The organism is Streptomyces sp. NRRL S-455 (genome assembly GCF_000717875.1).
GTDB lineage: Bacteria > Actinomycetota > Actinomycetes > Streptomycetales > Streptomycetaceae > Streptomyces.
In genome coordinates this window covers 39,243-60,322 of the sequence record NZ_JOCT01000032.1, presented here as the reverse complement: position 1 = coordinate 60,322, position 21,080 = coordinate 39,243, and the positions used below count along the sequence as shown (strand labels likewise).

The window sequence follows — 21,080 nt, the reverse complement described above, 5'->3', positions numbered from 1 at the left end:
GTGCCGCGGTCACGCCGGGGCGGTCACTCGGCCGGTGCCCAGTAGTCCTGGAGCGCGGCCACGCCGGGCTCCAGGCTCTTCCACGAGCCGTTGAACGACAGAACGGCGAAGGCAGCCGCCGGGAAACCGCGGCGGCTCATCCGCTCGCGGGCGTCGTCCTCGGCCGAGCCCGCGAGGATGTCGGCGAGGCCCTGGATACCCGGGTTGTGGCCGATCACCAGGACGTTCTGCGCGTCGTCGGGGGTTTCGTTGAGCAGGGCGATCAGCTCGCCCGGCGAGGCCTCGTAGATCCGCTCCTCGTAGACGGTTTTCGGCCGCTGCGGGAATTCCTGGACGGCAAGCTTCCAGGTCTCCCGGGTCCGGACCGCGGTGGAGCACAGGGCCAGGTCGAAGGGGGTGCCGGTGTCGGCGAGCCGGCGCCCGGCCTCCGCCGCGTCTTTCCGGCCCCGGTCAGCGAGCGGACGCTCGTGATCGGTCACCTGTGGCCAGTCGGCTTTCGCATGGCGGAAGAGGACAATCGTGCGGGGTTCTGCGACGCTCATGTGATCCAGCTTCGCATGAAACACGCCATGGGGCGCAGGGAGTTGGCCACCGGTATCGGACGGGCTCAGCGGGTTGTCAGCTGCTGTATCCGTTCGAAGAGGTGAGTGATCGCGAGGTCATCGGTGGACGCGTGGGCGTCCGACGGGTTCAGGATCAGGACGAGCAGCGCGACGAAGGCGAGCGTGGGCAGGGCGAGGGCCCACCAGGGCAACCGGCTGTCGGCGCCGTCCCGGGTGGCCGGGTGGGGCCGGGTGTGCGTAGGGGCCGACATGGGTGCCTCCGCTCTTCGACGGGTCGGTGGCCCGCGTCTCGCGGTCACACATCGAAGCTACGGAATCGGGGGCAGCCACCCCATCCGGTGATCCACCCACTTGTCCCTGACCCTTACCCCCTAGGGGACGGGGGGGCCAGCCCCACCATGGGCCGCGAGCGGACCGGTCAAACCGGGAGCCGACGGTCATGGTGAGGCGATCGTCGCGATGATGCCGATGACGATGAAGATCGCGAAGAATGCGCCGAACACGAGCAGCATCTTCTTCTGACCGTGCTGGGGATTCGGGTCGAGCACTGGCATGGGGAAAGTCTCGCACTCGCCGCCCGCGCCGGGCACCCCGGGGTACTACCGGTGCCCCGGGGCGGGCTCAGCGGTCGGCCTCGTCCTCGACCGTGCGGTCCCGGCCCGCCAGGACACCGAAGACCATCTGCGGGATCATCAGGGTGCTCATCAGCGCGATCGGCAGGCCCCAGCCGCCGCTGTGCTGGTACAGGACGCCCACCAGCAGCGGCCCCGGGATGGAGAGCAGGTAGCCGGTGCTCTGCGCGAACGCCGACAGCTGGGCCACGCCGGGCCCGGTCCTGGCCCGCATGCCGACCATGGTGAGGGCGAGCGGGAAGGCACAGTTGGAGACGCCCAGCAGCACGGCCCAGGCCCAGGCGCCGGCGGCCGGTGCGAGGTACAGCCCGGCGTAGCCGGCCAGGCCGCAGACGCCCAGGGCGAGCACGATCGGGCCCTGGTGCGGCAGCCGCGTCGCCAGGCGCGGTATGACGAAGGCCAGGGGAACACCCATGACCATGGTGACCGCCAGCAGGAGCCCGGCGGTGCCCGCGGGCACACCGGCGTCCCGGAAGATCTGCGCCATCCAGCCCATGGTGATGTAGGCGGCGGTCGCCTGGAGGCCGAAGAAGACGGCCAGGGCCCAGGCCGTACGGCTCCGGGTGATCCGCAGCCGCGGCGTCTCCTCGTGCGCGGCTTCCGCCGGAGCGCGATGGCCGGCCGACGTCTCCTGGCGTGCGGCTTCCGCGCCGGAGGGGGCCGGCGTCCGCTCACTCAGGGCGTCCGTCGCCGAGCGGCCCGGTGTCTGCACGCTCGGGACTTCCGTCCGGCGGCCCGCGATCTTTGAGGTCGCCGCCCGGCCCTCCGCCGGCCCGTCGCCGCGGGTCTCGGTGCCCGCGGCCCGCTCCCCGGGCCCGGACACCGCCGTGCGTCGCCGTACGAACGGCAGCCACGGCAGGATCGCCGCCACCGCGAGGATCGCCCAGAGGACCAGGCCCGACTGCCAGCTTCCGCCCAGCGCGTCGGTCAGAGGCACCGTGACCGCCGCCGCGAGGGAGGTGCCCAGGGCCAGCGCCATGGAGTACAGGCCGGTCATGGAACCGACCCGGTCGGGGAACCAGTGCTTGACGATGACCGGCATCAGGACGTTGCTGACCGCGATGCCCATGAGGGCGAGGGCGCTGGCTGCCAGGAAGCCGACGGTGCCGCCGGCGTACGGCCGGATCAGCAGGCCGGTGGCGATGGCGGCCATGCCGGCGCACACCACGGCGCCCGCTCCGAAGCGGCGGGCGAGCCGCGGGGCCATGACGCCGAAGACGGCGAAGCACAGGGGTGGCACGGAGGTGAGCAGTCCGGCCACGCTGCCGCTCATGCCGAGCCCGTCACGGACCTCCTCCAGGAGAGCGCCGAGGCTGGTGATGGCGGGGCGGAGGTTCAGCGCGGACAGCACGATGCCGAGGACGAGCAGCCGTTTCGTCCACGCGCGGGTGGCCGGGCCGCCGCTTGTTCCGGCGTCGTGCGCGGCCGAGCCGCGTACGGTCGGGGGCGTCAACGTCCGGGTTTCCTCACTAGCCATGCGACCCATCATAGAATCATAGGATGATTGACTGTCCACTCGGTCCGAACCCCGCACGCTCTCGGGCGTCCCGGTCGTGCGAAGGTGAGTCATGCCCCTGAGCCACCCCCGGCGCTCCGCGCTGTCCGAGCAGGTCATCGCCGCGCTGCGCGCCCAGATCACCTCGGGTGAATGGCCGATCGGATCCCGCATTCCGACCGAGCCCGAACTCGTCGAGCAACTGGGTGTCGCCCGCAACACGGTCCGCGAGGCCGTCCGCGCGCTCGCGCACAACGGTCTGCTGGACATCCGCCAGGGCTCCGGCACCTACGTCGTGGCGACCAGCGAGCTGGCCGGCGTGATGCAGCGGCGGTTCGCCGGCGCCGATCCGCGGCACATCGCCGAGCTGCGTTCCACGCTGGAGTCGTCCGCCGCCAGGCTGGCCGCCGAGCGGCGCACCGAGAAGGACCTCAAGCAGCTCGACGCGCTGCTGCTACGGCGTGAGGAGGCCTGGGAGTCGGGTGACACGGAGGCCTTCGTGACGGCGGACGCGACCTTCCACCTGGCCGTGGTGTCGGCCTCCCACAACGACGTCATGACCGCGATGTACGCGGACCTGGGCGAGGTGCTGCGGGACTGGCTGCGCGAGGACGTCGGCGAGGAGCTGACGCCGGAGTCGTACATGGAGCACGGGCGGCTGCTCGACGCGATCCGCGCGGGTGACGCGGCGCAGGCGGCGGCTGAGGCCGCCCGCTATCCGTTCCTGTGCCGCCCGGGCGGGGTCAGCTCCCCCGCCGGTGACTGACCCACGCCTCGTCGACCTCTTTCCAGCAGCGTCCCGCCAGCCGCACGGTCCGGGCGGGCTCGGCCGCCACCCGGGCACTGTCGGTGTCGATGTCCCACCAGCGGGCGCACTCGATGTGCAGGCTCACGTGGTCGGTCTCCGGGTACGGGTTGCGGCAGTACGCGGTCACCGTGGAGTCGATGACGCGGACCCAGCACGCGGCACCGAAGGGCTCCGCCGGCTCCTGGTCGTCGGCGGGCGCCCGCGCGTGGGAGACCGCCTGGTACGCCAGGGTCATCACGAGAGCGACGGCGAGGGGCAGAGAGGCCGTTCGGCGGGACAAGCGCACAAGGGGACCTCCTCGGCCGTGCTGGGGAGGGGATCGCGTGGTGAACGCGTAATCCAGAGTGCCGAGTTGTGTGCCTCCCCGCCCGGCGGGGTGGGCCGAACGGGTGACGCCCCGCTCCCCGCACGCTGCGGGAAACGGGGCGCCGGTGACGTGGCGGAGATCAGGCTCCGATGGCGTGCAGACCGCCGTCCACGTGGATGATCTCGCCGGTGGTCTTCGGGAACCAGTCGCTCAGCAGGGCGACGACGCCGCGCCCGGCCGGCTCCGGGTCCTTGAGGTCCCACTCGAGCGGGGAGCGGTTGTCCCAGACGGAGGCCAGCTCGCTGAAGCCCGGGATGGACTTGGCGGCCATGGAACCGAGCGGGCCGGCCGAGACCAGGTTGCAGCGGATGTTCTGCTTGCCGAGGTCACGGGCCATGTAACGGCTGGTGGCCTCCAGAGCGGCCTTGGCCGGGCCCATCCAGTCGTACTGCGGCCAGGCGAACTGCGCGTCGAAGGTCAGGCCGACGACGGAGCCGCCGTTCTGCATCAGCGGCAGGCAGGCCATGGTCAGCGACTTCAGGGAGTACGCCGAGACGTGCATGGCCGTGGCGACCGACTCGAACGGAGTGTTCAGGAAGTTGCCGCCGAGGGCGTCCTGCGGCGCGAACCCGATGGAGTGCACCACACCGTCGAGGCCGCCGAGCTCCTCGCCGACGATGTCGGCCAGGCGCCCGAGGTGCTCGTCGTTGGTCACGTCGAGCTCGATGACCTTGGTCGGCTTGGGGAGCTTCTTGGCGATGCGCTCGGTCAGCGTGGGCCGCGGGTAGGCGGTCAGGATGACCTCGGCGCCCTGCTCCTGGGCCAGCTTGGCGGCGTGGAAGGCGATGGACGCCTCCGTCAGCACACCGGTGATCAGGACGCGCTTGCCCTCGAGAATTCCGCTCATGGTGATCAGTGACCCATTCCCAGTCCGCCGTCAACGGGAATGACGGCTCCAGTGATGTACGAGGCGTCGTCCGAGGCGAGGAACCGCACCGTCGCGGCGATCTCCTCGGGCTGCGCGTACCGGCCGAGCGGGACCTGCTTCACGATGCCGGCGCGCTGCTCGTCGGAGAGCACCGCGGTCATGTCGGTCTCGACGAAGCCGGGCGCGACGACGTTGAAGGTGATGTTGCGCGAGCCCAGCTCACGGGCGAGGGAGCGCGCGAAGCCGACCAGGCCGGCCTTGGAGGCGGCGTAGTTGGCCTGCCCCGCGGAGCCGAGCAGCCCGACGACCGAGGAGATCAGCACGACGCGGCCCTTCTTGGCCCGCAGCATCCCGCGGTTGGCGCGCTTGACGACCCGGAAGGTGCCGGTGAGGTTCGTCTCGAGGACGGACGTGAAGTCCTCCTCGGACATGCGCATCAGGAGCTGGTCCTTGGTGACGCCGGCGTTGGCGACGAGGACCTCGACGGGGCCGTGGACCTCCTCGACCTCCTTGTAGGCCTGCTCCACCTGCTCGGCGTCGGTGATGTCGCACTTGACGGCCAGGCAGCCCAATTCCGTCAGGGCCGCGGGCGGCTCGCCCGAGCGGTACGTGATGGCGACCTTGTCGCCGGCGTCGGCGAAAGCGCGGGCGATGGCGAGGCCGATGCCCCGGTTGCCTCCGGTGACGAGAACCGAGCGGCTCAACGGATCACCCTTTCGGTAGCGGTCTGGTTCACCCGCCCGGACACCAGGATGACAGGCGGCTTCTCCGAAAACCTATCGGTCCGAGTCCGTCCCGGAACATTCAGGCACCGACAGTGGCTCCCGTGACCTCCTGTCGGGTTCCTACAGTCAGTGCGGCGACCATGGCGGTGTGGCCACACCATCGCCCTTGGCGACATGCTTCACTCACCCGGACCGCGCCATGACCGAAGGAGAGGCCGCCCGTGGCCCATGAGATCGATCAATCGTTCCTCGCGCTTCCTCTACGCGCCCTCGCCGACGCGGCCCTCGCCCGCGCGCGTGCGCTGGGCGCGGAGCACGCGGACTTCCGGTTCGAGCGGGTGCGAGGCGCCTCCTGGCGGTTCCGGGACGCCAGGCCCGCCGGGTCGTCGGACACCACCGACCTCGGGTACGCGGTGCGCGTGGTGCACGGCGGTACGTGGGGTTTCGCGTCCGGTGTCGACCTCAGCCTGGACGCCGCCGCGAAGGTCGCCGGGCAGGCGGTGGCGATGGCCAAGCTGTCCGCACAGGTGATCAGGGCGGCCGGATCGGACGTGGGGGCACCTCCCACGCCTTTCGGGCAGTGGGGGAGGGTCGAGCTGGCCGACGAGCCGGTGCACGCCGAGAAGACGTGGGTCTCGTCGTACGAGATCGATCCGTTCACCGTGCCCGACGAGGAGAAGGCCGGGCTCCTCGCGGAGTGGAGCGCGCGGCTCCTCGCGGCGGACGGGGTCGATCACGTCGACGCCTCGCTGCTCACCGTTCACGAGAACAAGTTCTACGCCGACACCGCCGGGACCGTGACCACGCAGCAGCGGGTGCGGCTGCACCCGGTGTTCAACGCGGTGTCGGTGGACGAGTCGAGCGGCGAGTTCGACTCGATGCGCACGCTCGCGCCGCCCGTGGGACGCGGTTGGGAGTACCTGCGGGGGACCGGCTGGGACTGGGAGGCCGAGCTGGAGCAGATCCCGGAGCTGCTCGCCGAGAAGATGCGGGCGCCGAGCGTCGAGGCGGGTCTGTACGACCTGGTCGTCGACCCGTCCAACCTGTGGCTGACCATCCACGAGTCCATCGGGCACGCCACCGAGCTGGACCGGGCGCTCGGTTACGAGGCCGCGTACGCCGGTACGTCCTTCGCCACGTTCGACCAGCTGGGCACGTTGCGGTACGGCTCGGAGCTGATGAACGTCACCGGCGACCGCACCGCCGAGCACGGGCTCGCCACGATCGGGTACGACGACGAGGGCGTCGAGGCACAGTCCTGGGACCTGGTGAAGGACGGCACGCTGGTCGGCTACCAGCTGGACCGGCGGATCGCCAGGCTGACCGGTTTCGAGCGGTCCAACGGGTGCGCCTACGCCGACTCCCCCGGGCACGTGCCCGTGCAGCGCATGGCCAACGTGTCGTTGCGGCCGGATCCGGCCGGTATGTCGACCGAGGATCTGATCGGGGGTGTGGAGCGGGGCGTCTACGTCGTCGGTGACCGGTCCTGGTCGATCGACATGCAGCGCTACAACTTCCAGTTCACGGGGCAGCGCTTCTACCGGATCGAGAACGGACGGCTCGCCGGGCAGCTGCGGGACGTGGCCTACCAGGCGACGACCACCGACTTCTGGGGCTCCATGGCCGCGGTGGGCGGTCCGCAGACCTATGTCCTGGGCGGCGCCTTCAACTGCGGCAAGGCCCAGCCGGGCCAGGTGGCGTCCGTGTCCCACGGCTGCCCGTCGGCCCTGTTCAAGGGCGTCAACATCCTCAACACGACCCAGGAGGCCGGTCGATGAGCGCGCGTCCCAGCAAGCCGCACGAGGTCGTCGAGCGCGCCCTCGAACTGTCCCGGGCGGACGGGTGTGTGGTCATCGCCGACGAGCAGTCCACCGCCAATCTGCGCTGGGCGGGCAACGCGCTGACCACGAACGGTGTCACGCGCGGGCGCACCCTCACCGTCGTCGCCACGGTCGACGGCAAGGAGGGCACGGCCTCGGGAGTGGTGTCCCGGTCCGCCGTGACCGCCGACGAGCTGGAGCCCCTGGTGCGGGCCGCCGAGGCCGCCGCTCGCGGTGCCGGACCCGCCGAGGACGCGCAGCCGCTGGTCACGGGTGTGGCGCGGTCGCCGGAGTTCACGGAGGCGCCGGCCGAGACCTCCTCCGCCGTGTTCGCCGACTTCGCTCCGGCGCTCGGCGAGGCCTTCGCCCGCGCGCGTGCGGGTGGCCGTGAACTGTACGGCTTCGCCAACCACGAACTGGTGTCGACGTACGTGGGCACGTCGACGGGGCTGCGGCTGCGGCACGACCAGCCGAACGGGACGCTGGAGCTCAACGCCAAGTCCCCCGACCGCACCAGGTCCGCGTGGGCCGGGCGCTCCACACGGGACTTCAAGGACGTCGACCCGGCCGCCATGGACGCGGAACTGGCCGTGCGTCTCGGGTGGGCCGAGCGGCGCCTGGAGCTGCCCGCGGGGCGGTACGAGACGCTGCTGCCGCCGACGGCCGTGGCGGACCTGCTGGTCTACCAGATGTGGTCGGCGTCGGGCCGGGACGCGGTGGAGGGCCGCACGGTGTTCTCCAAGCCGGGCGGCGGCACCCGGGTCGGCGAGAAGCTGACCGACCTGCCGCTCACCCTGCGCAGCGATCCGAAGGAGCCCGGTCTGGAGTCGGCGCCCTTCGTGATCGCCCACTCCTCGGGGGGCGACCAGTCGGTGTTCGACAACGGGCTGCCGCTCACGTCCACCGACTGGATGCGCGAGGGCGAGCTGCGGCACCTGACGACCAGCCGCCACAGCGCGGGTCTGACCGGGCTGCCGGTGGCGCCGGGCATCGACAACCTCGTCCTGGACGGCGGCGAGGACCGCTCCCTGGACGAGATGGTCGCGAACACGGGGCGCGGACTGCTGCTGACCTGCCTGTGGTACATCCGGGAGGTCGATCCGGCGACGCTGCTGCTGACGGGTCTGACCCGGGACGGTGTCTACCTCGTGGAGAACGGCGAGGTGACCGGCGAGGTGAACAATTTCCGGTTCAACGAGTCGCCGGTCGGCCTGCTGGGCCGGGCCACCGAGGCGGGACGGACCGAGAAGACGCTGCCCAGGGAGTGGGGCGACTGGTTCACCAGGGCGGCCATGCCCGCGCTGCGGGTCCCGGATTTCAATATGAGCTCAGTCAGTCAGGGCGTATAACCTCGTAGTCGGCTGTCACCCGACTGCCCGAGGATCACCAAGGAGACACGAGAACCGTGACGGACATCGTCGACGAGCTGAAGTGGCGCGGGCTGTTCGCCCTGTCCACTGACGAGGACGCTTTGCGCAAGGCGCTCGCGGACGGTCCCGTCACGTTCTATTGCGGCTTCGACCCGACGGCGCCGTCACTGCACGTGGGCCACCTGGTACAGGTGCTCACGGTGCGCCGGCTCCAGCAGGCCGGTCACCGGCCGCTGGCGCTGGTCGGCGGTGCCACGGGTCTGATCGGCGACCCGCGTCCGACCGCCGAGCGGACGCTGAACGACCCGGAGACGGTCACCGGCTGGGTCGCCAAGTTGCGCGCCCAGATCGAGCCGTTCCTGACCTTCGAGGGCGAGAACGCGGCCGTCATGGTCAACAACCTCGACTGGACGGAGAACCTCTCCGCGATCGAGTTCCTGCGGGACATCGGCAAGCACTTCCGCGTCAACAAGATGCTGACGAAGGACTCGGTGGCCCGGCGCCTGGAGTCCTCCGAGGGCATCAGCTACACGGAGTTCAGCTACCAGCTTCTCCAGGGCATGGACTTCCTGCAGCTGTACCGGAGGTACGGCTGCACGCTCCAGCAGGGCGGCAGCGACCAGTGGGGCAACCTCACGGCGGGCCTGGATCTGATCCACCGGCTGGAGCCGGACGCCGCGGTGCACGCCATGGCGACGCCGCTGATGACCAAGGCGGACGGCACCAAGTTCGGCAAGACCGAGGGCGGCGCCGTCTGGCTCGACCCGGAGATGACGACGCCGTACGCGTTCTACCAGTTCTGGCTGAACGTGGACGACCGGGACATCTCGAAGTACATGCGCATCCTGTCCTTCCGGTCCCGTGCGGAGCTGGAGGAGCTGGAGCAGCAGACGCAGGAGCGTCCGCAGGCCCGTGCCGCGCAGCGTGCGCTGGCCGAGGAGCTGACGACGCTGGTGCACGGCGCCGACCAGACGGCCGCCGTGATCGCCGCGTCGAAGGCCCTGTTCGGGCAGGGTGAGCTGGCGGAGCTCGACGACAGGACGCTGGCCGCGGCCCTGTCGGAGGTGCCGCACGTCCAGGTCGCCGAGCTCGGCCCGGTCGTGGACCTGTTCGCCGAGGTCGGCCTGGTCGCCAGCAAGTCGGCCGCGCGCCGCACGGTCAAGGAGGGCGGCGCCTACGTGAACAACGTCAAGGTCACCGGTGAGGACGCGGTCCCCGCCAAGGAGGACCTGCTGCACGGCCGCTGGCTGGTGCTGCGCCGGGGCAAGAAGAACCTGGCGGCGGTGGAGGTCACCGGCGCCTGAGCGTACGAGGAAGGGGGCGGCCTCCGGTGCCGGAGGCCGCCCCCTTCGCCGTCTCGCGCGTCATGCCCTGCGCTGTCTCCCCTTGAACGACATGTAGGCCCGGTCACCGATGGCGACGAGAGCCACCGCGGCGACCAGCTGGAAGATGTGGCGCCACCAGTCGATGCCCGCGGTCGCGTCGACGCCGGCCGCCCGGGCGACCGCGTTGCCGCCGACGGCGCCGAGGATGCCCAGGATGGTGGTCAGCCACAGAGGAATGTGCTGTTTGCCCGGGATGATCGCCTTGGCGAGAAGGCCGAGTACGAATCCCACGATGATCGCCCACAACCAGCCCATCGCTGCCTCCTCGTACGGCTCGACGTGGCCACTACGCCCAGTGTCGGCCCAGGTGCCCTACGCCGCATGCCGGGGATGGCCGTCCCCGGCACGGCTCGGACCGGCCGCCCCGGGCGGAGCGGCCCCGGTCTCGTGGCCGACGCAGGCGCGGCGTAACGTGGAAGCTGCCCTGGGCAGGTTCCCCGGCCGGCCGGGGCTGTCACGGGGCGGGGAGAGTGCGATACGGGCGGATGGTGGAATGCGATGCGGAAGCAGCATGGCGGTGGACACGTCCAGGTTTTCCGGATCACCGGCGCCCGGGCGGGACTTCAGGAGGACGTACGCGGGCGGCAGCGCCGGTACGTGATCTCGATGACGGTTCGCACGATCTCCGTGATCCTCGCGGCCACCCTGTGGAACATCGAACGGCACGTCGCCATCGTGGCGTTGGTGCTCGGGCTGGTGCTGCCGTACATCGCGGTGGTGATCGCGAACGCGGGGCGCGAGAACGCGCCGTCCCTGCCGTCGACGTTCGTGGTGCCTCCGGTGCGGCCGATGATCGCGCCGCCGGGGCCGGACGACGCCCGGGCGGAATCCGCCGCGGAAGACACCGCGCCGGGGCCCGTACGGGGAGCACCGAGCGAGTCGTCCGAGCGGTAGGGCTGCCGGGGACTGATCACAAACGGAAGTCGGCTTCCCGCCAAGCTCAAGAAAAGCTCAGATCAATCATGTTGTTCAGGTGCCGGGCCCGGGGTTACCCGTGACATACTTCGTAGGCGCTCCGCATCCCCCGTCGGAGCGACGGACCGACGCCGGGCAGCTCCCCCCGTGGCTGCTCGGCGTCGCCTTTTCTGTGTGCAGTGGTGAGACGAACCTGTGAGTGACGAGACGCCCGTCTGTTCCGCGAAGGGCTGCCGTGTCGACGCGGTATGGGTGCTTGCGTGGAACAACCCCAAGATCCATACGCCGGAGCGGCGGAAGACCTGGCTGGCCTGCGAGGAGCATCGCGAGCATCTGTCGCAGTTCCTCGGTGTCCGGGGATTCCTCAAGGACGTCGTCCTGCTCAAGGAGTGGGAGTCCCCGGAAACCTCTTGACCTCTCAGCCGCCGATCGCCGACATGGGACGGTCCGGCTGCACGAACGTCGGGTCGTCCAGTCCCGCGCCCGCCTTCTTGCCCCACATCGCCAGGCGCCAGAGGCGGGCGATCTCCTCGTCCGGGGCGCCGGAGCGGAGGGCGGCGCGGAGGTCGGTCTCCTCCTGGGCGAAGAGGCAGGTCCGTATCTGGCCGTCGGCCGTGAGGCGGGTGCGGTCGCAGGCCGCGCAGAAGGGGCGGGTGACGGAGGCGATGACACCGACCACGTGCGGGCCGCCGTCGACCAGCCAGCGCTCCGCCGGGGCCGAGCCGCGCTTCTCCTCACCCTCGGGAGTCAGCTCGAAGCGCGTGCGCAGGGAGGCCAGGATCTCACCCGCCGTGATCATGCCGTCGCGCTTCCAGCCGTGCTGGGCGTCCAGGGGCATCTGCTCGATGAAGCGCAGCTCGTAGTCGTGTTCCACGGCCCAGGCGAGGAGGTCGGGGGCCTCGTCGTCGTTGAGCCCCGGCATCAGGACCGAGTTGACCTTGACCGGGGTCAGGCCCGCCTCCCGCGCGGCGTGCAGGCCCTGGATGACGTCCTTGTGGCGGTCGCGGCGGGTGAGGGTCTTGAAGACGTCCGGGCGGAGGGTGTCGAGGGAGACGTTGACCCGGTCCAGGCCGGCCGCCTTCAGCGCCGCCGCCGTGCGCCCCAGGCCGATGCCGTTGGTCGTGAGGGACATCTGGGGGCGGGGCTCGAGTGCCGCGACGCGCTCGACGATGCCGACCAAGCCGGGGCGCAGCAAGGGCTCGCCGCCGGTGAAGCGGATCTCCTCGATCCCGAGGGACGTGACCGCGATGTCGATCAGGCGGACGATCTCGTCATCCGTGAGCAGGTCCGGCTTGGCCAGCCACTGCAGTCCCTCCTCGGGCATGCAGTACGTGCAGCGCAGGTTGCACCGGTCGGTCAGCGAGACCCTCAGGTCGGTTGCCACTCGGCCGTAGGTGTCGATGAGCACGTGGGCCCCCTCCCTCGACGCGGATCGTGCCCGGAGCACTGTTCTCCGACACCTGTGAGCCTACGTGACGCCACCGACAACTCCACAGGCCCGATCCCATGTCGTGGAACGCGGCCGCGCCGCAGGGGCCCGGAGGTTCCTGCGGCGCGGCCGCGGCGTGGGTTCGTGATCAGTGGGCGCCGGTGCCGGTCAGGGACCGGACCTCCAGCTCCGCGTACTTCTTGGCGTCGGGCTCCTCCTTGGACAGGACCGTGCCGAGCCAGCCCATGAGGAAGCCGAACGGGATGGAGATGATGCCCGGGTTCTTCAGCGGGAACCAGGCGAAGTCGACCTCGGGGAACATCGCCTTGGGGTCGCCCGAGACGACCGGCGAGAACAGCACCAGGCCGACGGCGACGATCAGACCGCCGTAGATCGACCACAGGGCGCCCTGGGTGGTGAACCGCTTCCAGAACAGGCTGTAGAGGATCGTCGGCAGGTTGGCGGAGGCCGCGACCGCGAAGGCGAGCGCGACCAGGCCGGCCACGTTCAGGTCTCGGGCGAGGGCGCCCAGGCCGATGGAGACGACACCGATGAGCACGGTCGCCCAGCGGGCCGCGCGGACCTCCTCGGCGCCGGAGGCCTTCCCCTTGCGGATGACGTTGGCGTAGATGTCGTGCGCGAAGGAGGAGGACGAGGCGAGGGTGAGGCCGGCGACGACGGCGAGGATCGTCGCGAAGGCCACGGCCGAGATCGTGGCGAGCAGGATCGCGCCCCAGGTCGAGTCGACGCCGCCCAGGTGCAGGGCGAGCAGGGGTGCCGCGGTGTTGCCCGACGGGTTGGACGCGATGATCTCTTCCTGCGAGATGAGCGCGGCGGCGCCGAAGCCGAGCGCGATGGTCATCAGGTAGAAGCCGCCGATGATGCCGATCGCCCAGTTCACGGACTTCCGGGCGGCCTTGGCGTCGGGCACCGTGTAGAAGCGGATCAGGATGTGCGGCAGGCCCGCCGTGCCGAGCACCAGGGCGATGCCCAGGGAGATGAAGTCCAGCTTGGAGGTGCCGGTCATGCCGTACTGGAGGCCGGGCTCCAGGAAGGCGGCGCCCTTGCCGCTGTTCTCGGCGGCCGTGCCGAGCAGGTCGGAGATGTTGAAGTTGAACTTCAGCAGCACCAGGAAGGTGATCAGGAGGGTGCCGCCGATGAGCAGCACGGCCTTGACCATCTGGACCCAGGTGGTGCCCTTCATGCCGCCGATGGACACGTACACGATCATCAGGACGCCGACGAGGGCGACGATGAGGATCTTGCCCGCGTCGGAGGTGATGCCGAGCAGCAGCGAGACGAGGACGCCCGCGCCGGCCATCTGGGCCAGCAGGTAGAAGATCGACACGACGATCGTGGACGTACCGGCGGCGGTGCGCACCGGGCGCTGGCGCATGCGGTAGGCGAGGACGTCGCCCATGGTGTAGCGGCCGGAGTTCCTCAGCGGCTCGGCCACCAGGAGCAGGGCGACCAGCCAGGCGACCAGGAAGCCGATGGAGTACAGGAAGCCGTCGTAGCCGAAGAGGGCGATCGCGCCCGCGATGCCGAGGAACGACGCGGCGGACATGTAGTCGCCGGAGACGGCGAGACCATTCTGGAAGGCGCTGAACTGGCGTCCGCCGGCGTAGAAGTCGGCGGCGTCCTTGGTCTGGCGGCCGGCCCAGATGGTGATGCCGAGGGTCGCGAGGACGAAGAGCGCGAACAGGGTGATGATCAGCGGGCGGTGCTCGCTGGCCTCGTTCGCGGCGAGAAGGGTCTGCTGTGCGGGGCTCATGCGCCGCCCTCCATCCGGGACTTGATGGCCTCGGCCTTGGGGTCGAGCTTCGCGGCGGCGTGCCGCGAGTACCACCAGGCGATGAGGAACGTGGTGACGAACTGGGCGACGCCGAGGACGAAGGCGACGTTGATGTTGCCGAACAGCTTGGTGCCCATGAAGCCGCCCGCGTAGTTCGACAGCAGGACGTACAGCAGGTACCAGGCGATGAAGGCGACGGTCAGCGGAAAGGCGAAGGAGCGGTAGGAGCGGCGCAGTTCACCGAACTCCGCGCTCTCCTGCACCTCGGTGAACTCCTCGGGTGAGGGGAGTTTGTGTTGCTCTTTCGAGGGGGGCGGTGCGTCGGTGGCCACGACAGTCTCCTCGGAATGACGGAAGCGGTTGGTACGGGGACGGGGGCGAGTGTCCTCGCGCTCCTTGTTCAACGTCACGGCGGCACGCGAGGAGCGGTTCAACCGCCGGGCTTTCTTTCCGAAGCCGATTTCGGCAAAACGTTGCTGGCCAGCGAGAGCCCGGGATAGCTTCGCCCTGCACCACCCCGTCATGTACCTGCCCGAGCACCACCTGTGCCTCGGGCCGGTTTCGTTTCCGGATGATGTGGAGACCCCATGTCCCAGCCGCGTTCCAGACGTCGACTCGCTCTCGCGGTCCCCGTCGTGCTGTCGCTGACGGCCTCGCTCGGCTTCCTGCCCGCCGCCGCGTCGGCGTCCCCGCACGTGGAGGCGGCCGCGGAGTCGGCTGACGCGCCGAAGCTGGCGTACGTCGTCAACACCAAGGCGGACCGACACACGATCGCGTCGGTGAAGAAGGCGATCGGGAAGGCCGGCGGCTCGGTCGTGGCCACGTACGAGCGGATCGGCGTGATCGTCGTCCACTCCTCGAACGCCGACTTCGCCGAGTCCATACGCACGGTGCGCGGGGTCCAGTCGGCGGGTGCGACGCGGACCGCGCCGCTGACCGCCGCGGGGACGAACGAGGAGGGGGCGGCGCAGTACCTGACGGCTTCCCAGGCCCAGCGGGCCGAGGCGGCCTCGGCGCAGACGCCCGAGAGCGAGCCCCTCGAGGCGGACCAGTGGGACCTGCGGGCGATCGGCGCCGATCAGGCCGCGAAGATCAACCCGGGCAGCCGCAAGGTGACCGTCGCCGTGATCGACACCGGCGTGGACGACACCCACCCCGACATCGCACCGAACTTCTCGGCGTCCCAGTCCGCCAACTGCGCCGGCGGCAAGCCCGACACCAGCGAGGGCGCCTGGCGGCCGTACACGGCCGAGGACTACCACGGCACGCATGTCGCCGGTTCGATAGCCGCCGCCCGCAACGGGGCCGGCGTGGCGGGCGTCGCTCCCGGTGTGAAGGTCTCCAGCATCAACGTGACCGACCGGACCAGCGGCCTCTTCTACCCGGAGAGCGTCGTGTGCGCCTTCGTGTTCGCCGCCGACCACGGCGTCGAGATCACGAACAACAGCTACTACGTCGACCCGTGGCTGTACAACTGCATGGACGACCCGGACCAGCGGGCCATCGTCGACGCGGTCAACAGGGCGCAGCTCTACGCGCAGAAGAAGGGCACGCTCAACGTCGCGTCGGCCGGCAACTCCAACCACGACCTGGACGCGGACGCGATCGTCGACGACTCCAGCCCGAACGACACCACGCCGGCCGAGCGCACCATCGACCCGCACGAGTGCCTCGACGTCCCGACCCAGCTGCCGGGTGTCGTCACCGTCAGCGCGACCGGCGTCAGCAACGTCAAGTCGTACTACTCGACGTACGGCAAGGGCGTCGTCGACGTCGCCGCGCCGGGTGGTGACCGCCGCTACCAGATCCCGGACACGCCCTCCAAGGACGGGCGCATCCTGTCCACCATGCCGAACGGCGGGTACGCCTTCCTGCAGGGCACCTCGATGGCCGCGCCGCACGCCTCCGGTGTCGCCGCGCTGCTGAAGTCCAAGCACCCCTGGGCGTCCCCGGCACAGCTGCAGGCGCTGCTGAAGGCGCAGGCCGACCGGACCGCCTGCCCCACGTCCTACGACCAGGACGGCGACGGCACGCAGGACGCGGTGTGCGAGGGCGGCGAGCGCGTCAACGGCTTCTACGGGTACGGCATCGTCAACGCGCTGCGCGCGGTCAAGTGACCCGGCCCGCGGCTCCCAGACCTTCCGCACCATCAGCTCGTACCGTGAACGAACTGGAGACACCATGACTGCGCCGCACGCGCGCTACCGCCGCGCCGTCGCGATCCCGGCCGGGATGGCCATGGCCACGGCCCTGGCGTTCCTGCCGAACAGCAGCGCCACAGCCGCCGAGGACTCCCCCGCGGCGGTCGCGGCCGACGCCACGTCGCTCAGCTACGTCGTCAACGTCAAGCCGGGCCACGGCACTTCGGCGTCCGTGAAGAAGGCCGTCGGCAAGGCCGGTGGCACGATCGTGACGTCGTACGACCAGATCGGCGTCATCGTCGTCCACTCCTCGGACCCCGACTTCGCCAAGACCATCCGCACGGTGCGCGGCGTGCAGTCGGCCGGGGCCACCCGCACCGCGCCGCTGCCCTCGGCGGCGACGACCGACCTGGGCACACCGAAGGCGCTGAGCGCGGCGGAGGTCGCCGGGGCCGAGGCCCCCGCCGGACAGGACCCGCTGGAGCCGCAGCAGTGGGACCTGCCCGCCATCAAGGCGGACCAGGCGCACAAGAAGTCGCTGGGCAGCTCCAAGGTCACGGTCGCCGTGATCGACACCGGCGTGGACGACACCCACCCGGACATCGCGCCCAACTTCGACCGCGAGGCGTCGGTCAACTGCGTCTCGGGCAAGCCGGACACCGCCGACGGGGCGTGGCGTCCCGCCGCCTCGGAGAGCCCGCACGGCACGCATGTGGCCGGGGAGATCGCCGCCGCCAAGAACGGCGTCGGCATGACCGGTGTCGCGCCCGGTGTGAAGGTCTCCGGCATCAAGGTGTCCAACCCGGACGGTTTCTTCTACACCGAGGCCGTGGTCTGCGGGTTCGTGTGGGCGGCCGAGCACGGGGTCGACGTGACGAACAACAGCTATTACACGGACCCCTGGTACTTCAACTGCAAGAACGACCCGGACCAGAAGGCGCTCCTGGAGGCCGTCAAGCGGGCCTCGCGGTACGCGGAGAAGAAGGGCGCGGTCAACGTCGCGGCGGCCGGCAACGAGAACTACGACCTGGCGTCCGACGAGATCACCGACCCGGCGTCCCCGAACGACTCCACGCCCGGCGACCGGGTCGTCGACCCCTCGGAGTGCCTCGACATCCCGACCCAGCTGCCGGGTGTCGTCACGGTCGCCTCGACAGGCGCGAAGGGCATCAAGTCGTCCTTCTCCAACTACGGTCTGGGCGTGGCAGACATAGCCGCGCCGGGCGGCGACTCGACGGCCTACCAGAAGCCGGAGCCGCCGGCCACGAGCGGGCTGATCCTGGGCACGCTGCCGGGTGGCAAGTGGGGCTACATGGCCGGTACGTCGATGGCGTCCCCGCACGTCGCGGGTGTCGCCGCGCTCATCAAGTCGACGCACCCGTACGCCCCTCCGGCGCTGGTGAAGGCGATGCTGTACGCGCAGGCGGACGCCAGGGCGTGCACGGACCCGTACGACATCGACGCCGACGGCAAGGTCGACGCGGTGTGCGAGGGCACGAAGAACCGCAACGGCTTCTACGGCTGGGGCATCGCGGACGCGCTGGACGCGGTGACCGAGTAAAGCTCGCGTGAAGGCGGTCCGGGCCGGGCGGGGACACCTGCCCGGCCTGCTTCGTGTCTGCGACAGGGTTCCCTCGGTCGGTGTGCGGTACCGCCGCGGGACTACCGCGGTGTCGGCGTTCGGTACCGGCTTCGTCGGTCCGGCTTGCCCGTTCGCGTGAAGGCCGGTGAAGATCTCGGGGTGACCTTGACAAGACCCACCCCCGGGGCGGCCGAGGGGCTCGGGCCCGTGCGGCGCGCCGGTGCGGGCCGGTCCGTCGCCGTCCTGGTGCTGGTGGCGCTGGCCGCGTCGATCCCGCTGCTCGGCCCGCCGACCGCGCTGCACGGCACCGGGGAGGCCGAAGCGCCCGGCGCCGGTGGCACAGCCCTGCTGCGCACGGTGCTGTTCGCGGCGCTGTGCGTGCCCGTCGGCGAGTTGTTCGTGAACCGGCTGGCGCGGTCCCTGCCGGGCGCCGGGGCCGGTGATCCCGGTGTCCCCCGCGGTTGGTCGCCCTTCGCGGCGGCCGCCGGTTTCCTCGCCGCCCTCGCACTGGCCTCGGTGGTGGCCACGGGCAATCTCGTCCCGGACGGTCTGGCGGACATCGACATCGGCGGGCTCTACGCGTCCCGGGACGGCAAGCTGGCCCTGCTCGAGGTCAACGCGTTCCTCGTGGCGGGGCTGTGCGCGGTGACGCGCCGGCCCGCCACCCAGATCTGGCCGCTGGCCGTCGTGGTCGTCGCGGAGGCCCTGCGCGCGCACCCGGCGACCGAGCACAGCCCACTGACCGGCTCGGTGCTGACGCTCGTCCACCTGACCTGCGCGGCGCTGTGGGCGGGCGGCCTGCTGCACGCCCTGCGAACCTTGCGGCTGTGGCACGGCCGGTACGACCCCGAGGCGGGCGCCGCCCTGCTGGGCCGCTACGCGCGGGTGGCAGTCGTTCTGCTCGCCGCCATCACCGCGACCGGCGTGTGGAGTTCACTGCGCCGGATGCCGCCAGAGACGGTCCTGGAGCAGCTGACGGCGACGGCGTACGGGCGTGTCCTGCTCGCCAAGGTGGTGCTCGTGGCCGTCGCCGCCGTCCTCGCCGGGTGGGCGCGGCACCGGGTGCGCCGGGCGGCCGACCCGCTGACCGCGGTCGCGCCGGCGCGGGCGGAGGTCGTCGCACTGGGCCTGGCGGTCGCGGTGTCCGGGCTGCTGACCGCCCTTCCGGTGCCCATCCGCTGGTGAGTCCCGTGCGGCGCGCATCTCGCCGTACGTCGCGGCCGGTGTCCGCCGAGCGTCGAGGGGTCCTTGCACCATGAGCGTCCGATCAGGGCGCGTGGTCCGGCGCCTTGCGATGCACGGTGCCAGGTCGCGCGCCCCGGACGGGCACAGTGCAAGGACCCCTGAGGGCGCCCAGGGTGCCGGCGGCGAGCAGGGCCTGCGCCGCGATGTACGTGAGCATGATCCAGAAGTCGGGCCTGGGCGGCTGCGGCCACTCGGCGACACCGGTCGCGATGAGTGTGTCGGAGAGCAGGAAGAGCGCGCCGCCGAGTCCGGCGACGAGGCCGAGCCGGACGCCCGCCCGGTACGCCATGGCCGTGAGCAGGAGGCTGTACGCGGCGACCGGAAGGCGCAGGTCCGCCGGCAGGTCCGGCCACAGCAGCGCGACGGTCGTGACGAGGGCGGCGGCGTAGCCGAGGGCTGGTGCCGCGGCGGCCCGGGTTTGCCCGTTGAGGAGCGGCGTCCGGTGTGGGGGTTCCTCTTGCTCGAGGCGCTTGGGGGAGCGTGCCGGGACGGCGTGACGGCTGCCGTACCTCGCGAAGAGGACCAGATAGCAGACGTGCCCCGCGGCGAAGGAGGCCATGCCGGCGAGGAAGGCCGGCTCGGCCTCGAAGAGCAGCAGGACGTCCCCGCCCCAGCCGAACAGCAGGGCGGCGACCAGCGGCCGGGGCGCTTTGCGCAGGACGGCCCAGGAGGCGAGGAGCGGCATCAGCAGGGGCTTTGTCACGAGGTGCCCGGCGTCGAAGCCGGCCGCGAGGGAGACGAGGTCGACGGCGGCGGCGAGAGCGAAGGCGGCGAGGAGGAGACGGGAGGGGCTCATGCGGAGGTGCTCTCGCCGACCTGCGCGCGTTTCTCACCGGGCGCGCCGGCCGGAGCCGGAGCGGTGCCCGAGGCCGCCGGCTGGACGGGAGCCGGTGCCGGTGCGGGCCCCCAGCCCGGCCCCCGGAACACGCGCCCCGCGCGCTCCCGCCAACTGCGCGCCGCCCTCAGGTCCTTCGCGATGGACACGTATTCGTGTGTTGCCACTTTCAGCAGGTTGTACGTGTCGATGTTCTTGGTCAGCCCGTACCGGGGCCGCACGGTCTCGGCGACGAACGATCCGAACAGCCGGTCCCAGACGATGAGGATGCCGCCGAAGTTGCGGTCGAGGTAGCCGCCCTGGGATGCGTGGTGGACCCGGTGGTGCGACGGGGTGTTGAAGACGAACTCGAACCAGCGGGGCATCTTGTCGATCCGCTCGGTGTGGATCCAGAACTGGTAGACGAGGTTCGCGGAGGAGCAGAACGCGAGCGCGGCCGGGTGCACGCCGGCGGCGATGAGGGGTACGTAGAACGGCCACACGGTCAGGGACGTCCAGGGCTGACGCAGCGCGGTGGTGAAGTTGAACTTCCGGCTGGAGTGGTGGACGACATGACAGGCCCACAGGATGCGGATGACGTGGTGGCCGCGGTGGGACCAGTAGTAGAAGAAGTCCTGCGCCAGCAGCATCAGCGGGACGGTCCACCACAGAACGGGCACGCGCAGGGGCGTCAGTTCGTAGAGGGCCGTGTAGACGGCGACGATCGGGATCTTCCAGAGGAAGTCGAAGACGAGGCTTCCGAGCCCCATGCCGACACTCGTCGCGGCGTCCTTCGCCTCGTAGCCCTCCGCGTCCTCGTCCGGGTGGAGACGGTAGCTCACCATCTCGACCACGGTGAGCAGCACGAAGGCGGGTATCGACCACAGCACGACATCGGGCAGGTTCGGCATGACTGCACCGTAGGACCGCCGCCCTGCCACGGCCAGACGTTGTTACCCACAAGTATTACCGACGGTACGCGCTTGCTTCTTGGCGATCTCCGCCAATCCCGGGACCGGCTGCGGCACAGCTGAGCATCGATCAGACGTACGCCGCGCGAACGGACAGACCGGACAAGACGCCTGAGGGGGCGTCGGAAGGGGCGGGTGGGCGCACCTCTCGGACC

Annotated in this window: 22 protein-coding genes; 9 read left to right on the top strand and 13 right to left on the bottom strand. The window is 70.8% G+C overall.

The annotated features are described in order from the left end of the window. Positions 1–23: 23 nt before the first annotated feature. The 4 genes from IE97_RS0133210 to IE97_RS0133195 form a co-directional block, all read right to left on the bottom strand. The gene (locus IE97_RS0133210; RefSeq protein WP_030248863.1) at positions 24–542 is read right to left on the bottom strand and encodes a SixA phosphatase family protein; all 519 of its coding nucleotides are present in this window, start codon (positions 540–542) and stop codon (positions 24–26) included. 65 nt (positions 543–607) lie between these two features. Further along, positions 608–814, bottom strand: a complete 207-nt coding sequence (locus IE97_RS0133205; RefSeq protein ID WP_030248858.1) for a hypothetical protein — start codon at positions 812–814, stop codon at positions 608–610. A gap of 186 nt (positions 815–1,000) precedes the next feature. After that, positions 1,001–1,117, bottom strand: a complete 117-nt coding sequence (locus IE97_RS43515) for an SGM_5486 family transporter-associated protein (RefSeq protein ID WP_106975484.1) — start codon at positions 1,115–1,117, stop codon at positions 1,001–1,003. Between the two features lie 67 nt (positions 1,118–1,184). Continuing rightward, a complete protein-coding gene (locus IE97_RS0133195; RefSeq protein WP_030248855.1) occupies positions 1,185–2,672 on the bottom strand; it encodes an MFS transporter in 1,488 nt (495 codons plus the stop codon). A 91-nt stretch (positions 2,673–2,763) separates the two neighbouring features. Between IE97_RS0133195 and IE97_RS0133190 the strand changes: the two genes are divergently transcribed. Beyond that, positions 2,764–3,456, top strand: a complete 693-nt coding sequence (locus tag IE97_RS0133190) for a FadR/GntR family transcriptional regulator (RefSeq protein ID WP_030248852.1) — start codon at positions 2,764–2,766, stop codon at positions 3,454–3,456. Here the strand turns inward: IE97_RS0133190 and IE97_RS0133185 are convergent. The 3 genes from IE97_RS0133185 to fabG form a co-directional block, all read right to left on the bottom strand. Further along, complete coding sequence (locus IE97_RS0133185; RefSeq protein ID WP_030248850.1) at positions 3,434–3,784, bottom strand: hypothetical protein; 351 nt, start codon at positions 3,782–3,784, stop codon at positions 3,434–3,436. The genes IE97_RS0133190 and IE97_RS0133185 overlap by 23 nt on opposite strands. Positions 3,785–3,944: 160 nt before the next feature. Next, on the bottom strand, positions 3,945–4,712 hold the full coding sequence (gene fabI, locus IE97_RS0133180; RefSeq protein WP_030248847.1) for an enoyl-ACP reductase FabI: 768 nt from the start codon (positions 4,710–4,712) through the stop codon (positions 3,945–3,947). Between the two features lie 5 nt (positions 4,713–4,717). Further along, a complete protein-coding gene (gene fabG, locus IE97_RS0133175; protein WP_030248845.1) occupies positions 4,718–5,437 on the bottom strand; it encodes a 3-oxoacyl-[acyl-carrier-protein] reductase in 720 nt (239 codons plus the stop codon). Between the two features lie 242 nt (positions 5,438–5,679). Here fabG and IE97_RS0133170 point away from each other — a divergent pair, with 242 nt between their 5' ends. From IE97_RS0133170 to tyrS, 3 genes are read left to right on the top strand one after another with little or no spacing between them, the layout of a single operon-like run. Continuing rightward, a complete protein-coding gene (locus tag IE97_RS0133170; protein ID WP_030248842.1) occupies positions 5,680–7,236 on the top strand; it encodes a TldD/PmbA family protein in 1,557 nt (518 codons plus the stop codon). After that, a complete protein-coding gene (locus IE97_RS0133165; protein WP_030248840.1) occupies positions 7,233–8,627 on the top strand; it encodes a metallopeptidase TldD-related protein in 1,395 nt (464 codons plus the stop codon). Before IE97_RS0133170 ends, IE97_RS0133165 begins: the two co-directional genes overlap by 4 nt. Positions 8,628–8,683: 56 nt before the next feature. Further along, positions 8,684–9,952, top strand: a complete 1,269-nt coding sequence (tyrS, locus tag IE97_RS0133160; RefSeq protein WP_030248837.1) for a tyrosine--tRNA ligase — start codon at positions 8,684–8,686, stop codon at positions 9,950–9,952. Between the two features lie 60 nt (positions 9,953–10,012). On the opposite strand, the gene IE97_RS0133155 is transcribed toward tyrS, so the two are convergent. Continuing rightward, complete coding sequence (locus tag IE97_RS0133155; RefSeq protein WP_030248833.1) at positions 10,013–10,288, bottom strand: GlsB/YeaQ/YmgE family stress response membrane protein; 276 nt, start codon at positions 10,286–10,288, stop codon at positions 10,013–10,015. 243 nt (positions 10,289–10,531) lie between these two features. On the opposite strand from IE97_RS0133155, the gene IE97_RS0133150 reads away from it, so the two are divergent. Both IE97_RS0133150 and IE97_RS0133145 read left to right on the top strand, forming a co-directional pair. Next, the gene (locus tag IE97_RS0133150) at positions 10,532–10,927 is read left to right on the top strand and encodes a DUF3099 domain-containing protein (RefSeq protein ID WP_030248831.1); all 396 of its coding nucleotides are present in this window, start codon (positions 10,532–10,534) and stop codon (positions 10,925–10,927) included. Positions 10,928–11,143: 216 nt separating this feature from the next. Beyond that, positions 11,144–11,362 carry a hypothetical protein gene (locus tag IE97_RS0133145; RefSeq protein ID WP_030248829.1) on the top strand — a complete coding sequence of 73 codons (219 nt, stop codon included), beginning with the start codon at positions 11,144–11,146 and terminating at the stop codon, positions 11,360–11,362. A gap of 4 nt (positions 11,363–11,366) precedes the next feature. Here IE97_RS0133145 and moaA read toward each other — a convergent pair whose 3' ends face one another. The 3 genes from moaA to IE97_RS0133130 all read right to left on the bottom strand — a co-directional run bounded on the left by moaA (position 11,367) and on the right by IE97_RS0133130 (position 14,504). Then, a complete protein-coding gene (moaA, locus tag IE97_RS0133140; protein WP_030248826.1) occupies positions 11,367–12,356 on the bottom strand; it encodes a GTP 3',8-cyclase MoaA in 990 nt (329 codons plus the stop codon). 169 nt (positions 12,357–12,525) lie between these two features. After that, a complete protein-coding gene (locus IE97_RS0133135) occupies positions 12,526–14,151 on the bottom strand; it encodes a cation acetate symporter (protein ID WP_030248824.1) in 1,626 nt (541 codons plus the stop codon). Beyond that, positions 14,148–14,504 (bottom strand): DUF485 domain-containing protein, encoded by a 357-nt coding sequence (locus IE97_RS0133130; protein ID WP_030248822.1) that lies wholly within the window; start codon positions 14,502–14,504, stop codon positions 14,148–14,150. The genes IE97_RS0133135 and IE97_RS0133130 overlap by 4 nt, the downstream gene beginning before the upstream one ends. Before the next feature lie 255 nt (positions 14,505–14,759). Between IE97_RS0133130 and IE97_RS0133125 the strand changes: the two genes are divergently transcribed. From IE97_RS0133125 to IE97_RS0133115, 3 genes are all read left to right on the top strand, one after another. After that, entirely contained in the window at positions 14,760–16,289 is a 1,530-nt protein-coding gene (locus IE97_RS0133125) for a S8 family peptidase (RefSeq protein WP_030248819.1), read from the top strand. Positions 16,290–16,353: 64 nt separating this feature from the next. Continuing rightward, complete coding sequence (locus IE97_RS0133120) at positions 16,354–17,874, top strand: S8 family peptidase (protein WP_030248816.1); 1,521 nt, start codon at positions 16,354–16,356, stop codon at positions 17,872–17,874. A gap of 180 nt (positions 17,875–18,054) precedes the next feature. Further along, complete coding sequence (locus tag IE97_RS0133115; RefSeq protein WP_030248813.1) at positions 18,055–19,080, top strand: CopD family protein; 1,026 nt, start codon at positions 18,055–18,057, stop codon at positions 19,078–19,080. An 82-nt stretch (positions 19,081–19,162) separates the two neighbouring features. On the opposite strand, the gene IE97_RS0133110 is transcribed toward IE97_RS0133115, so the two are convergent. Further along, complete coding sequence (locus IE97_RS0133110; protein ID WP_078603464.1) at positions 19,163–19,936, bottom strand: lysoplasmalogenase; 774 nt, start codon at positions 19,934–19,936, stop codon at positions 19,163–19,165. Beyond that, the gene (locus IE97_RS0133105) at positions 19,933–20,865 is read right to left on the bottom strand and encodes a sterol desaturase family protein (RefSeq protein WP_030248808.1); all 933 of its coding nucleotides are present in this window, start codon (positions 20,863–20,865) and stop codon (positions 19,933–19,935) included. Before IE97_RS0133105 ends, IE97_RS0133110 begins: the two co-directional genes overlap by 4 nt. Between the last annotated feature and the right edge of the window lie 215 nt (positions 20,866–21,080).

Coding starts and splice junctions, on each gene's coding strand:
- IE97_RS0133210 (WP_030248863.1), bottom strand. CDS start 542: ATGAGCGTCGCAGAACCCCGCACGATTGTCCTCTTCCGCCATGCGAAA.
- IE97_RS0133205 (WP_030248858.1), bottom strand. CDS start 814: ATGTCGGCCCCTACGCACACCCGGCCCCACCCGGCCACCCGGGACGGC.
- IE97_RS43515 (WP_106975484.1), bottom strand. CDS start 1,117: ATGCCAGTGCTCGACCCGAATCCCCAGCACGGTCAGAAGAAGATGCTG.
- IE97_RS0133195 (WP_030248855.1), bottom strand. CDS start 2,672: ATGGCTAGTGAGGAAACCCGGACGTTGACGCCCCCGACCGTACGCGGC.
- IE97_RS0133190 (WP_030248852.1), top strand. CDS start 2,764: ATGCCCCTGAGCCACCCCCGGCGCTCCGCGCTGTCCGAGCAGGTCATC.
- fabI (WP_030248847.1), bottom strand. CDS start 4,712: ATGAGCGGAATTCTCGAGGGCAAGCGCGTCCTGATCACCGGTGTGCTG.
- IE97_RS0133165 (WP_030248840.1), top strand. CDS start 7,233: ATGAGCGCGCGTCCCAGCAAGCCGCACGAGGTCGTCGAGCGCGCCCTC.
- IE97_RS0133155 (WP_030248833.1), bottom strand. CDS start 10,288: ATGGGCTGGTTGTGGGCGATCATCGTGGGATTCGTACTCGGCCTTCTC.
- IE97_RS0133150 (WP_030248831.1), top strand. CDS start 10,532: ATGCGGAAGCAGCATGGCGGTGGACACGTCCAGGTTTTCCGGATCACC.
- IE97_RS0133135 (WP_030248824.1), bottom strand. CDS start 14,151: ATGAGCCCCGCACAGCAGACCCTTCTCGCCGCGAACGAGGCCAGCGAG.
- IE97_RS0133125 (WP_030248819.1), top strand. CDS start 14,760: ATGTCCCAGCCGCGTTCCAGACGTCGACTCGCTCTCGCGGTCCCCGTC.
- IE97_RS0133120 (WP_030248816.1), top strand. CDS start 16,354: ATGACTGCGCCGCACGCGCGCTACCGCCGCGCCGTCGCGATCCCGGCC.
- IE97_RS0133110 (WP_078603464.1), bottom strand. CDS start 19,936: ATGAGCCCCTCCCGTCTCCTCCTCGCCGCCTTCGCTCTCGCCGCCGCC.
- IE97_RS0133105 (WP_030248808.1), bottom strand. CDS start 20,865: ATGCCGAACCTGCCCGATGTCGTGCTGTGGTCGATACCCGCCTTCGTG.